Genomic DNA, 13,498 nt, shown 5'->3' on the forward strand with positions numbered 1-13,498 from the left:
AATCACTGTGGTTTGAATGCGAGCCCCTTCACTGCCAAAACCAACCCTGTAGTGCCATAACCGCCATCTGTGTACCACTAAGATACTGTTTATAGGGCCCATTTTTCCGCAGCATGTCAAACATGGGCTATGACGCCCCGGCGAAGTCGCGGGCCCTGCGCCGGGCGCACGCCGGCTTCAAGCAGCGCGCCGACGACGCAGCGCGGCGTGAGCTGGAGACCTTCTGCGCCGAGCAGGCCTATTGGCTCGATGACTATGTGCTCTACCAGGCCATCCACGACGAGCGCAAGCTGCCCTGGTGGCAATGGCCCAAGGGGCTGCGCGGGCGCGAGTCACGCGCCCTTGGGCAGGCGCGCAAGCGCCTCGCCGACGAGCTGGACTACCTGATCTGGGAGCAGTTCGTCTTCTTTCGCCAGTGGCGGGCGCTGCACGAGCATGCCCGTGAGCGCGGCGTGCTGCTGTTCGGCGATATGCCCATCTTCGTCGCCCACGACAGCGCGGAAGTCTGGGCCCGCCCTGGCGACTTCGATCTCACCGACACCGGCGAGACGCGCAACGTCGCCGGCGTGCCGCCCGATTACTTTTCCGCCACCGGCCAGCGCTGGGGCAATCCGCTGTATCGCTGGGACCGGCTCGCGGCCAGCGACTACAAGTTCTGGATCGACCGTATGCACACCCAGCTGCGGTTGTTCGATGTGGTGCGCATCGACCATTTCCGCGGCTTCGAGTCCTTTTGGGAGGTGCCCGGCGATGCCGAGACCGCCATCGAGGGGCGCTGGGTGCCGGCCGGGGGCGATGCACTGTTTGCGCGCCTTGAGCAGGAATTCGGCCGCCTGCCGCTGGTGGCGGAGGATCTCGGGGTCATCACCGATGCCGTGACGGCGCTGCGCAAGAAGTACCGCATGCCGGGCATGAAGATCCTGCAGTTCGCCTTCGACAGCGGGCCGGAGAATCCCTACCTGCCGTTCCGGCATAGCCGCGATGCCGTGGTCTACACGGGCACCCATGACAACGACACGACGCGCGGCTGGTACGAGTCGCTGCCCGAGGAGGCACGCCGCTCGGTGGCCGAATACCTGGGGCTACCCGGGGAGGATATGCCCTGGCCGCTGGTGCGCACCGCACTGGGCTCGCGCGCCAATCTGGCCATATTGCCCATGCAAGACGTGCTGGGCTTGGGTGGCGATCACCGCATGAATACCCCTGGCACGGCGCAGGGCAACTGGGTCTGGCGCTTCACCTGGGAGCAGGTGACGCCGGAGCTGCCAGCCCGCCTGACACGCTTGGTCCAGCTCTACGGCCGGGCGCCGGCGCGCTGATCGCCATCGCTTGCGGCGGCCAACTGTGACAGAATTGCCACAGTAGGGCGCCATCAGACTGTCATCTTCATACTGTAGTCTGACGCGATTTCATTCTGAAGCTAAGAGACGTAGAGGGCATGGCAGCGAAGACCAAGGCCACGTTGGCGGACAAATTCGACCAAAAGGTCTTCGACGCCATCTACTCCCGGGCACTCGTTTACAACACCTGTTGGGAAGACCCGGCGGTGGACCGCCAGGTGCTGAACATCGGCGCCGGCGACCGCATGCTGGTCATCACCAGCGCCGGCTGCAACGTGCTCGACTATGTGCTGCTGGGCCCGGAGCAGGTCCACGCCGTGGATGCCAATCCCCGGCAGAACGCGCTGCTGGAGCTGAAGCTGGCCGCCATCCGACGGCTGGAGTTCGAGGACTTCTTTGCCGCTTTCGGCCGCGGCTACCATCCACGCTTTGAGCAGCTCTATCGCTGGCAGCTGCGCCCGCACCTCTCGCCCTTTGCGCAAGCGTTCTGGGACAAGCGGGTGCGCTGGTTCGGCAACCCCAGGGGCAGCTTCTACTTCCACGGCCTCTCCGGCATCGTCGCCAAGTCCTTCCACGCCTATTTGCGCTTTCGCCCGCGTCTGGCCAGCAGCATCCGCGACCTGTTCGAGACCCGCTCGCTGGATGATCAGCGCCGCATCTACGACGACCAGGTCCGCCCGCTGTTCTGGACACCAGGCGTCAACTGGACCCTGTCGCGGCAGCTCACCATGAGCATGCTCGGCGTACCTTATCCACAGCGCAAAGAGGTTCAGCAACAGCATGAGCGCGGCGTGGCCGGCTTCGTGCGCGAGTCCATCGAGTATGTCTTCCGCCAGCTGCCGGTGTGGACCAACTATTTCTGGATGGTCTATCTGCGCGGCAGCTACAGCGAGCATTGCTGTCCGGAGTACCTGAAGCCCGACAACTTCACGGCGCTCAAGGACGGGCTGGTGGATCGCATCTCACTGCACACCGCCACGGTGGCGGAGCTGCTCACCGAGAGCGACCGGCGCTACTCCAAGTACGTGCTGCTGGATCACATGGACTGGATGAGCTCTTACCACCCCGATGCCCTGGCCGAGGAGTGGTCGCTGATCCTGAAGCGCGCGCGCGACGATGCGCGCATCATTTTCCGCAGTGCCCATGCCGCGCCGCAGTATCTGGAGCGCTTGGAGGTCGGCCCGGAGCAGACACCGTTGCAGGCGCGCCTGCGCTTCCACCCCGAGCTTGCGGCCTCGTTGCAGCCCCTGGACCGCGTGCACACCTACGCCGGCTTCCATGTCGCGGACGTGCTCGCCTGAGGCGACGGGCGGTGGCGATGAGCACGCCCCACAGGGGTGCGGGCTGGGGCTCGCGTTTGCTGGCGTGAGTCGATGACGACTGCGACGGCCGTTACGCCAACCCCCGTGGGCGCGACAGCGCAGCTGCCGCAGCGGCTCTTGCGAGATTCTTGGTCTATGAGACGCAATACACTGCACCGTCCGCTGTGGTCATGTCCCTAGCCGGCGATGCCCGGGTGCTCTGGTCCATGCTGCGCGGGCAGCCCGGGCACGGAGACCATGCCGAGCGCCTGGCCGCCTTCTACGGGCCCCAGGCGAGCCAGTACGACGCCTTCCGGGAGCGCTTGCTGCACGGTCGCGCCGAAATGCTGGATGATCTGCTCCGCGCCGTCGCCGAGCAGCGCGGCACGCTGGACGGTGCGCAGGTCGCGGAGCTCGGCGGCGGCACCGGTCGCAACCTGTTGTTCCTCGGCGAGCGGCTTCAGCGCCTGGGGCGCATGCAGGTGGTGGACCTCTGCGCGCCTTTACTGGCGGAGGCGCGCCGGCGCTTCGCGGACCGCAGCAATGTGCAGATCATCGAGGCGGACGCCTGTGCTTGGCAGCCGGCGGCCCCGGTGGACGCCGTCTATTTCTCCTATGCCCTGACCATGATCCCGGACTGGCGGGCGGCGCTCGACAATGCCCTGGCCATGCTGAAGCCGGGCGGCGTGCTCGGCGTGGTGGACTTCTACGTCTCCGAGCCCGAGCCTGTCGCCGGACTCGCCCGCCACGGCTGGATCAGCCGCAACTTCTGGCCGCGATGGTTCGCGCACGACGGCGTGCGGCCCGATCCGGCACACCTGCGGGCCCTGCGCGAGCGCCTGCCCGAGCATAGGCTCACTGAGACCCTGGCCCCGGTCCCCTATCTGCCTCTGGCGCGGGTGCCCTATTATCGCTTCGTCGGCAGCAACAGCGGGTAAGCGCCCGGCCGTGCCCAGGCGTCGCCAGCACGGTTGAATTCTCGGTTTCTTCCGCCATCCTCGGACGGCAAATCCGAGCCTGCACCCCGGTGACCATGCGCCACCCGTCCGTCATTCAGCCAGTTGCGGCACCCAGCGAACGTCTCGTTCCACTCGCCCTTGGTGCCCGCATCCCGCTGCCGGCACCCATAACGCCAACAAGCTCAGTCCCCGCAGCCTCAGCGCAAGCACGGTAGCCCCGCTGCCCTTTATCCGGATCGCCGCATCGCCGCGAGACGGGCAGCAGATCAATACAGCAGCGAAACAGCAACCGCCGATACCGCCCGGCACGCGCCGCGCACCCGCACGAGCCCCGGGTGACAGGCGCTGGCAGCCGCGCACCCGACACAAAGGGAGGTTCTCATGCAGCAAGACTCGTCATCCCTCCAGCAATCTGCGGGCGGAGCATCTGCCGCCGACGCGCGATCCCGCCTCGCCGCCGACTATGGCCGCGTACGCGCCCTGAGCGAGCAGCTCTGCGAGCCCCTGGCCGTCGAGGACTATGTGCTCCAGACCGCCGTGGAGACCAGCCCCCCGCGCTGGCATATCGCCCACGTGTCTTGGTTCTTCGAGACCTTCCTGCTGCGGCCCTTCCTGCCCGGCTATCGAGTCTTCCACCCGCGCTTCGAGTATCTGTTCAATTCCTACTACGAGCAGACCGAGACCGGCTTCTGGCCGCGTCCCGAGCGCGGGCTCCTGTCCCGGCCCACGGTTGCCGAGGTCTATGACTACCGCCGTCACGTGGACGCCGGCATGGCCCGGCTGCTGGCGGACTGCGCCGACGAGCACTGGCCCATGGTGGCCGAGCGCCTCGCCATCGGCATCAACCACGAGCAGCAGCACCAGGAGCTGCTGGTGACGGACATCAAGCACAACCTGGCCTACAACCCGCTCAAGCCGGCCTATCGCGAGGACTTACCGCAGGCACCGGCTGGCGACCCGGATGCCGCGGCCTACCTCCACTTCGACGGCGGCCGCGATGAGATCGGTGCCGATCTTGCCGCTGGCTTCGCCTACGACAACGAGACACCGCGTCACCCAGTGCTGCTCCGGCCCTACCGGCTCGCGGATCGGCTGGTAACCAATGCCGAGTATCTGGAGTTCATCAACGACGGCGGCTACCGTAACCCCGCGCTCTGGCTCGCCGACGGCTGGGCGGCGGTGCAGGCCAACGGCTGGCGCGCACCGCTATACTGGGAGCCGGCGGATCGTGCCCGCGAGGGCGATCTCGGCAGCGCCGACGCCTGGCGGCAGATGACCCTGGGCGGGCTGCGCGCATTGAGCCCGGCAGAGCCCGTCTGCCATGTCAGCTACTTCGAGGCGGAGGCCTTCGCCCGCTGGGCGGGCAAGCGGCTGCCGACGGAGGCCGAATGGGAGGCCGCGGCGGCCGGCGCGCCGGTCACCGGCAACTGCGTCGACCAGGGCCGGCTGCACCCGATGCCGGCGCCGGCGCGCACCGCCGGCGGCGGCCTGCGCCAGCTCTTTGGTGACTGTTGGGAGTGGACCTCCAGCGCTTACCTCGCTTATCCGGGCTACCGGCCGCCGGCGGGCGCGCTCGGCGAGTACAACGGTAAATTCATGTGCGGGCAGATGGTCATGCGCGGCGGCTCCTGCGCCACCTCGCAAGACCACACCCGCGCCAGCTATCGCAATTTCTTCTACCCCCACGAGCGCTGGCAGTTCAAGGGCATACGATTGGCGGAGGACCAACAATGAAGCCGGAAACCACCACTGCAACGGCGGCCGCGGGCCGCGTACACTTCCACGACCTGCACCCGACGCCCGCGGACATGCGCGCCGAGGTGCTGGCGGGGCTGGCCCTGGCGCAGAAGCGCCTCTCGCCCAAGCTCTTCTACGACGCCGAGGGCTCGCGGCTGTTCGACGCCATTTGCGAGCTGTCGGAGTACTATCCCACGCGCACCGAGATCGGCATTCTGCGACGACACGGCGCCGAGATGGCCGAGCGGCTCGGCCGCGAGGCCCTGCTCATCGAGCTCGGCAGCGGCTCCAGTCTCAAGATCCGCACGCTGTTGGAGGCGCTGCGGCCCGCCGTCTACATGCCCGTGGACATCTCCAAGGAGCATCTGCTGCAGTCCGCCGAGGACTTGGCGGCGGCCTTCCCGGGGCTCGACGTGCATGCGGTCTGCGCCGACTATTCCAGCGCCTTCGTGCTGCCGGTGGACCACCACGACCACCCGCGGGCGGCCTTCTTCCCGGGCTCGTCGGTGGGCAACTTCGAGCCGGACGCGGCGGCGCGCTTCATGGCGCGGGTGGGGCAAATTCTCGGCCCCGGTGGGCGGCTCCTGATCGGCGTGGACCTGATCAAGGACAAGCACCGCCTGGAGGCCGCCTACAACGACGCCGACGGCGTTACCGCCGCCTTCAACCTGAACCTGCTCACGCGCATCAACCGCGAGCTGGGCGCCGACTTCGACCTCGACGCCTTCCGCCACGAGGCCGTTTTCAACGCCGAGCTGAGTCGCGTGGAGATGCACCTGATCAGCACCAAGTCGCAGCAGGTCCAGGTGGCCGGCGAGACCTTCGCTTTCACGGAAGGCGAGAGCATCCACACCGAGTGCTCCTACAAGTATCGCATCGACGGCTTCCATGCCCTAGCCGCCGAGGCCGGCTTCACCGCCGAGCAGGTTTGGACCGACCCGGACGAGCTATTCAGCGTGCACTGTCTGGTGTGGGAGTGAGCGCCTGGCAGTGACGGGGCGCCTGCGATCCGCGCGGAGCATGATGTGTTGGCGGGGGCGGGCGCGGTATGGGAAAAGGTCCAGCGCAAACAGGCCAAGATGCACCGGGTGTCGCACTTCAAACTTCAAACTTCTCCCCCGGCTGCGCCCGCAGCATCCAGCGCACGGCGTCGCCCGCCCGCGGGTCGTCCTCGGCCGGTGACCAGGGCGCAAAGTCCTGTGGCTGGGTCGGGGCAAAGGGGCCTTGCTTGCACTCGAACAGCACCGTGTCCGCTGCCAGGCACACCAGGGCGTGCCAGACGCCTTCGGGGTACTCCAGGCCCTTGGCGCCGCGGTGGGCGCCGGCCTCGTGCCGCGCCGTGAGCGTGCCGGAGTCGTCGAAGCCGAGCCAGGCGGCGGCACCCTTCAGCACCAGCATGAGCTCCCACTTGGGCGGGTCGCTGTGGCGGTGCGGGCGGAAGTAGGTGCCTGGCTGGATGGCGATCAGCATGCGCTGCACGGGCTCGTCGTGGCTTGCGTGCAGCAGGTGGTGGGCGCGTCGGCGGGAGTCCGCGTCGGCGCGCTCGCAGAGGGTGCGGAAGAGGTCGTTGTCGATGATCTTCATGGTGCCTGATCGATGGTCTCGGGCGCCGTCGGTGTCGATGCCAAGACAGGCCGCAGTCGACATTAAGCCTCGGGCTTTAGCTGCACTGCGCCGCCGTCGGCAATGAACGCCTCCAGCTCCGCGGCGGACATGGGGCGCCCGAACAGGAAGCCTTGGGCCTCGGCACAGCCCTCGCGGCGCAGAAAGTCGGCCTGGACTTCTGTCTCGACGCCTTCGGCGATGACCTCCAGTCCAAGGCCGCGGCCCAGCGCGATGACGGCCCGGGCGATGGCGTCGTCGTTGGCGTTCGCAGTGAGGTGATCGACGAAGACCTTGTCGATCTTGAGCCGATGGATGGGCAGGCGCTTGAGATAGGCCAGCGACGAGAAGCCGGAGCCGAAGTCGTCCACGGCGATGGTGATGCCCATGTCACGCAGGGCGGCCAGGTTGGCGATGACCTGCTCGGCGTGGCGCATGAGCATGGACTCGGTGACCTCGAGCTCCAGGCGGTCCGGCTCGATGCCGCTCTCTTGGACGGCTGCGTCGACTTCCTCCACCAGCGACGGGCGCTCCAGCTGGACTACAGAGAGGTTCACGGCCAGTCGCGGGACCAACAGGCCGCGGGCATCCCAGGCCGCCAATTGCCGGCAGGCGCGGGCCAGCACCCAGGCGCCGAGGTCCACGATGAGGCCCAGCTCTTCGGCAATGGGAATGAACCGCGCCGGCGGCACGATGCCGAGCTCTGGGTGGTGCCAGCGCATAAGCACCTCGGCGCCGTACATGCAGCTGTCATCGAGGCGCACCTGGGGCTGGTACTGGAGCTTGAGCTCGTCGCGGGCGAGCGCGCCGCGCAGGGCGTTTTCCAGGCGCAGGCGCTCGGCGGCGCCGGCGGTCATTTCCGGCTTGAAGAAGCGATAGGTGTTGCGGCCCTGCTCCTTGGCCCGGTACATGGCGACATCGGCGTTGGCGAGCAGGGCGTCCATGTCTTTGCCGTCCACGGGGAAGACGCTGATGCCGATGCTGGCGGTGATGTGCAGCTCCCGGTCTTGGGCCGGGAAGGGCTGGCTGAAGACCTCTAGCAGCGTCCGTGCCAGCTGGGCGGCGGTGTTCGGCTCGCCCATATCTTCGAGCAGGACGATGAACTCGTCTCCGCCCAGGCGGGCGATGCTGTCGGCGTCGGGCAAGGCGTCGGCCATGGCGTTGGCGACGCTTTGCAGCAGCGCATCCCCCACTGGATGGCCCAGGGTGTCGTTGACGTTTTTGAATAGGTCGAGGTCCAGGAACAGCAGTGCCAGCATGGTGCCGTCGCGGCCGGCGCGGTGCAGACATTGCTCCAGGCGGGCCCGCAGCAGGGTGCGGTTGGCCAGTCCGGTCAGGGGGTCTTTGTGGGCCAGCTCGTAGAGGGCCTCTTCGGAGCGCTTGAGCTGGGTGATATCGCCGAACACGGCGATGTAGTTGGTGAGTCGCCCGCCGGCGTCGTAAACGGCGCTGATGGTGCTGAGCTGCGGGTAGATCTCGCCGTTCTTGCGCCGGTTCCAGAACTGCCCGCGCCATTGCCCCGTGCGCGTCAGCGATGCCCACATGGCCTGGTAGAAGCTTTCGTCCTGGCGTCCGGACTGGAGGAGGCGGGGCGTGTGGCCCAGGACCTCGTCTTCGGTGTAGCCGGTGATCTCCGTGAAGGCGCGATTGACGGCGATGATGCGCTGCTCGGGGTCGGTGACGACGATACCCTCGGAGGTGTTCTCGAACACCGTGCGCGCGCGCTCTTCCCGCTCCTCGGCCACGCGGCGGTCGGTGAGGTCGTACCAGATGGCGTAGTGTGCCGGGCGGCCGTCGATATGCACTGGGATCAGCGTGACTTCCACCGGCAAGATCGAGCCGTCGCTGCGCTGGTGCTCCCACTCGAAGCGCGCCACGCGCTCGCCGTCGGCTTGGGCGAGCAGGCGCCGCTCCTTTTCCACGGAAGACTGGCCGTCCAGTTGGCTCGGCGGCGAGAGGTCTGCCGGGCGCTTGCCGAGGAGCCTCGTGCAATCGTCGTAGCCGAGCATCCGCAGGATGGCCCGGTTACAGGACTTGAACACGCCGTCCTGGATGACGGCCATGCCCTCGCCGGCGGATTCGAACAGGGCGCGGTAGCGGCGGTCGTTGTCGCGCAGTGCCCGCTCGGCGGCGCGCTGCTCGTCGATGTCCGCGATCATGCCGAGGGCATAGCGCTCGCCGTCGGCGCTGTCGATGAGCGCCACCGTCAGCCGGCCCCACACGATGCTCCCGTCCTTGCGCAGATAGCGCTTGTCGCGGGTGTAGCTGCGGCGCTGGCCGGCACGCAGCTCGGCGAAGAGCTGGGTGTCCTGGGCGATGTCGTCCGGATGGGTGTAGTCGTGGAAGCTGAGGCCTTGCAGCTCCGCGGCGCTGTAGCCGAGGAAGCTCTGCAGGGCAGGGTTGGTCATCACCGCCCGGCCGTCGCCGCCGACCATGGCTATGCCGATGGGGGCGGCGTCGAAGACGGAGCGAAAGCGCGCCTCGCTGGCGCGCAGGGCCTCGCGTGCTTCGTGGCGCTTGGTGATGTCGCGGTTGACGCCGCGGCGGCCGAGATAGCGCCCGTCGGGTGCCATGACCGGACGGCACACGTGCTCGATCCAGCGTGTCTCTCCGCTGCGGGTGATAATGCGGAGCTCCGGCCGACAGGTGTCCGTGTCGCCGCTCTCGTCCGCCCCCTGCAAATGCGGCCACCACTTGGGGCGGTCTTCCGGGTGGATGATCCGCTCGAACAGGTCCGCGTCATTGCGGAAGTCCTCCGCGCTGTAGCCGGTGATATCCAGGCAGGCCGGCGACACATAGCGAAATGCGCCGTCCGGGCCATACCAGTAATCCCAGTCGGGACTGAAGTCCGCGAGCACGCGATAGCGCTCTTCGCTTTGCTCCAGCGCGTCATAGGCGCGGGCCAGCGCATCGCGCTGGCGAATGACCTCGGTCTGATCCGCCAAGGCGCAAATATAGTGCTTCGGACCGTCGTCGCTGCCCGGCAGGCGAGCGATGTGCAGCTCCGCCTGAAAGCGCCCGCCGTCGGCGGCATCGAAGCGCAGCGCCGACAAGCCCTCGGCCCCGGATTGCTTGGCGCGCTGAAAGGCGCTGACCACGGCGCCGCGGTCATCCGGATGCACCAGGCGTACCAGAAAATATTGATGCGAGCGCACGTCGCGCAGTGCGAGCAGGCTGCGGGCCTGCGGGTTGGCCTCCAGCACCAGGCCGAAATCGTCCACCACCAGGCCGGCCATGGGGAGGCTGGTGAAGAGCGTGGTGTAGCGGGCCAGCGCCGTGCTCGCCTGTTGCTCGCTGGCGCGGAGCTCGTCGTTCTGGATCTCGAGCTCTGCCTGGTAGACGCGCAGATTCTCCAAGAGCTTGGAGATGTCCAAATTGCCGTCGGCGACGACCTGCTCCACCAAGTCGAAGCGCCCGGCGCGCAGGGCATCGAGGGCGTGGTGGCGCAGCCCGTCGGCGTCGGTCAGGGTGGTGCCGGGGTCTTGCTGCTCCGGCTCGCTGGGCGTCTTGGTTTTTGTCATCGATGCGGTGAGCGGCGCCCGCTGCGGTTCGCGTGGTCCTGTGTGGCCGCGACCTGACGCTCGGGGCGCACGCCGCAGGCTTGGCGGTCAGTCGGGCGGGATGCCGCGATACCAGGGGGTGATGTCCACATGACTGACGACGATGCCGCCGGTGCCATGCACGATGGGCGCGGCGTGCATGGCGAACCAGCGCTCGCCGTCGTCGCCGTGGTAGGGGTAGATCATGGAGAGCTTCTCGTTGGCGCCGCGGATGAGCTTGTCGAGGCCGTTTCGCAGCTCGCGCTCCAGGCTTGCGTCGAAACCGCTCTCGCCGGCCCAGGCGCCGGGGTAGCGTCCGCCGAGGCCGCCCTCGGCATGGTGGCTCAACGCGAACTCGCGCCAGGCACGGTTGATCATTTTCACCTCGCCGTCGTCGTCGAGCAGCGCCACATGCTCCGGCAGAGAGTCCAGCACCGCCTGCAAGCGCTCGGCATCGCGCAGCACGGTGACGTCGACAAAGGTGGCCACTGCACCGCGCGCTTCATGCTCGCGCACCGCGTAGGGCAGCACCCGCAGCAGGTAGAGCCGGCCGTTGGCGGCGCGGATCTCGCGTTGGGTCATTTCGCCCGCGATGATGGTGCGCTTGAGCTCTTCTACGAACTCAGGGTAGTCCAAGAGGTTCGTGAAATCTTCGATAGAGCGCCCGAGATCGCCGTCGCGAATCTTGAACAGGCTGGTGGCCTCCGGCGTGAAGCGCGTCAGCAGCAGGTTCTCGTCGACGAAGATGGTCGCAATGGCAGCTGCCTTGGCCATGTTGTCCAGGTCCGCATTGAGGCGGTTGAGGATCTCGATCTTCTCCTGGTTCTCGGCGTTGACGGTGTAGAGCTCCTCGTTGACCGATTGCAGCTCTTCGTTGGATGACTGGAGCTCCTCGTTGGAGGCCATGAGCTCCTCGTTGGTGGCCTGGAGCTCTTCGTTGGCGGTCTCCAGCTCCTCGATGGTGGCCTGCAGGCTCTCGCGGGTCGCCGCGAGCTCCCGCTCCAGGGTCTGCACGCGCTCGGCGTGCTCCTGATCCATGTTCATGGTCTCGATGTCGCCGCGGAGCGGGGCGACATCCTCCACCGGCGTCAGGTCCGGCTCGAAGGAGAGCAGCAGGTGCGCCTCCCCCTGCTCCAGCGAGACGCTGCGCGCCACCAGCCGCAGCCGCTCGCTGCTGCCGTCCGGCAGCTGCATGGTCAGCAGGTCCGAGCGCAGCGGCTCTTGCCCGCGGGCGGTCTTGTGCAGCAGCGCCTGAGCCACCGGCGCCAGCGTCGGTGGCAGGAGCTTGGCCAGATCCAGGGTGACGGCTCCCTCGCCGATGCGCAGGTAATGACTCACGTCGCCGAAGACGTGCATCAGCTCTTGGTTGGCGTTGAGGAGCAGGCTGGTGGGGGCGTAAGAGCGCAGCAGGACGGACTCGCCGGCCTCGATGGCGGCCGCGTCGGTGAGCTGGCGGTCCTTCTGCGAGTGGCGCCGCGGATGCGCGCTGGCCCCGCCGGTGAGCCGCTGCAGCTGTGAGGCCCCGGTCTCCAGCGGCAGCGCCACGTGGCGCAGAATCCGGAACACCTTGGCCTTGGAGTTGACGGCGGTGAAATCCGTCTGCAGCTGCGCCAGGGTTTCGCTGGAGCCCAAGTAGAGGAAGCCACCCGGGGCCAGCGCATACTGGAGCCGCCGCAACGCCCGCTCCTGGGCCTCGGCGCGGAAGTAGATCAGCAAGTTGCGGCAGGACACCAGGTCCATGCGCGTGAACGGGGGGTCCTGGAGCAGATTGTGGCGCGCGAAGACGATGTTCTGGCGGATCTCGTTCTTGATGACGAAATGGTTGCCGCGCTTGTAGAACCACTGCTCCAGGCGCTCCGGTGAGACCTCCGTGGTGATGGCCTCGGAGAAGACGCCGGCGCTGCCGAAGTCCACGTTGTGCTGCTCCACGTCGGTCGCGAACAGCTTGATGGGCGGCCAGCGCCGGGCGCGGGTACAGGCCTCGGCGAACAGGATGGCGATGGAGTATGCCTCCTCGCCGGTGGAGGCGCCGGGCACCCAGATGCGGATCGGCTGGTTCTCGCTGCGCTCCTTGACGATGGTGTCGATGGCGGTCTGCGCCAGCACCTCGAAGGCTACCGGATCCCGGAAGAAGCTGGTGACCGGGATCAGCAGCTCCCGGCGCAGGGCGTTGAGCTCGGTGCGGTCGCCGTCGAGCAGCCGGGCGTAGTTATCCAGGTCCGGCACGTGGCGCACCTGCATGCGCCGCTCGATGCGGCGCATCACCGTGGCCGGCTTGTATTCGCGGAAGTCGATGCCGCCCTGCTGTTGCAGCAGGTGCATGGTCTCTTCCAGCGCGCTCTGGCGGTCGGCGGTGATGCCTTCCTCGGGCGGGCGGATGCGCGGGCGCGGGGCCTGGCTGATATGGTCCATCACCCGCGGGCCCAGCTCCTCCGGCGGCAGGGTGCCGTCCACCAGGCCGGTGGCGATGACGCTGCGCGGCATACCGTCGAACTTGGCGGATTCGGGCTCCTGCGCCAAGAGCAGGCCGCCGGCGTCGTTGATGGCCACCGCGCCGCGGGTGCCGTCGGAGCCGGTGCCCGAGAGCACCACGCCGATGGCGAACTTACCGAACTCCCGCGCCAGGGCGGTGAAGAAGAGATCGATGGGCAGGGTCAGCCCGCGCGGGTTCTTCGGACTCAGGCGCAGCTGGTTGCGCGCGACGCTCATGACGCTCGCCGGCGGAATCAGGTGCACCCGGTCCGGCTTGATCTCCATGCCGTCCTCGACCGTGACCACGGGCATGCCGGTGTGGCGGCCGAGCAGATTGCCCATCATGCTCTTGTGATCCGGCGACAGGTGCTGGATCACCACATAGGCGGCCCCGGATTGCGTCGGCAGGCCGTGGAAGAAGCGCTCCAGCGCGTCCAGGCCGCCGGCGGAGGCACCGACGGCGACGACATAGAATTTGGTGTCCGCAGGGGCGTCATCGGTGTGCGGCAGATCGAGGCCGCTGCTGGTGTCTGGCATGGGAGAACGGC

At 67.6% G+C, this 13,498-nt stretch carries 8 protein-coding genes; 5 read left to right on the forward strand and 3 right to left on the reverse strand.

What is annotated here, in order from left to right; translation table 11 throughout:
* Positions 1 to 122: 122 nt before the first annotated feature.
* From malQ to egtD, 5 genes are all read left to right on the forward strand, one after another.
* On the forward strand, positions 123 to 1,319 hold the full coding sequence (gene malQ / locus CKO31_RS02535) for a 4-alpha-glucanotransferase (protein ID WP_242475099.1): 1,197 nt from the start codon (positions 123 to 125) through the stop codon (positions 1,317 to 1,319).
* Positions 1,320 to 1,438: 119 nt separating this feature from the next.
* Positions 1,439 to 2,641 carry a BtaA family protein gene (locus CKO31_RS02540; protein WP_200233779.1) on the forward strand — a complete coding sequence of 401 codons (1,203 nt, stop codon included), beginning with the start codon at positions 1,439 to 1,441 and terminating at the stop codon, positions 2,639 to 2,641.
* Positions 2,642 to 2,832: 191 nt separating this feature from the next.
* On the forward strand, positions 2,833 to 3,579 hold the full coding sequence (locus CKO31_RS02545; protein WP_200233781.1) for a class I SAM-dependent methyltransferase: 747 nt from the start codon (positions 2,833 to 2,835) through the stop codon (positions 3,577 to 3,579).
* Positions 3,580 to 3,981: 402 nt separating this feature from the next.
* The gene (egtB, locus tag CKO31_RS02550) at positions 3,982 to 5,334 is read left to right on the forward strand and encodes an ergothioneine biosynthesis protein EgtB (RefSeq protein ID WP_200233783.1); all 1,353 of its coding nucleotides are present in this window, start codon (positions 3,982 to 3,984) and stop codon (positions 5,332 to 5,334) included.
* Complete coding sequence (gene egtD, locus CKO31_RS02555; protein WP_200233785.1) at positions 5,331 to 6,317, forward strand: L-histidine N(alpha)-methyltransferase; 987 nt, start codon at positions 5,331 to 5,333, stop codon at positions 6,315 to 6,317. The genes egtB and egtD overlap by 4 nt, the downstream gene beginning before the upstream one ends.
* Before the next feature lie 118 nt (positions 6,318 to 6,435).
* Here the strand turns inward: egtD and CKO31_RS02560 are convergent, their stop codons facing one another.
* From CKO31_RS02560 to CKO31_RS02570, 3 genes are all read right to left on the reverse strand, one after another.
* Positions 6,436 to 6,984, reverse strand: a complete 549-nt coding sequence (locus CKO31_RS02560; RefSeq protein ID WP_200233787.1) for a WbuC family cupin fold metalloprotein — start codon at positions 6,982 to 6,984, stop codon at positions 6,436 to 6,438.
* Positions 6,984 to 10,460: a PAS domain S-box protein gene (locus tag CKO31_RS02565; RefSeq protein ID WP_200233788.1), complete on the reverse strand. Its 3,477-nt coding sequence runs from the start codon at positions 10,458 to 10,460 to the stop codon at positions 6,984 to 6,986. The genes CKO31_RS02560 and CKO31_RS02565 overlap by 1 nt, the downstream gene beginning before the upstream one ends.
* An 87-nt stretch (positions 10,461 to 10,547) precedes the next feature.
* Positions 10,548 to 13,487 carry a chemotaxis protein CheB gene (locus CKO31_RS02570; RefSeq protein WP_200233789.1) on the reverse strand — a complete coding sequence of 980 codons (2,940 nt, stop codon included), beginning with the start codon at positions 13,485 to 13,487 and terminating at the stop codon, positions 10,548 to 10,550.
* Positions 13,488 to 13,498: the final 11 nt, after the last annotated feature.

This window comes from Thiohalocapsa halophila, from assembly GCF_016583825.1.
Classification (GTDB): domain Bacteria; phylum Pseudomonadota; class Gammaproteobacteria; order Chromatiales; family Chromatiaceae; genus Thiohalocapsa; species Thiohalocapsa halophila.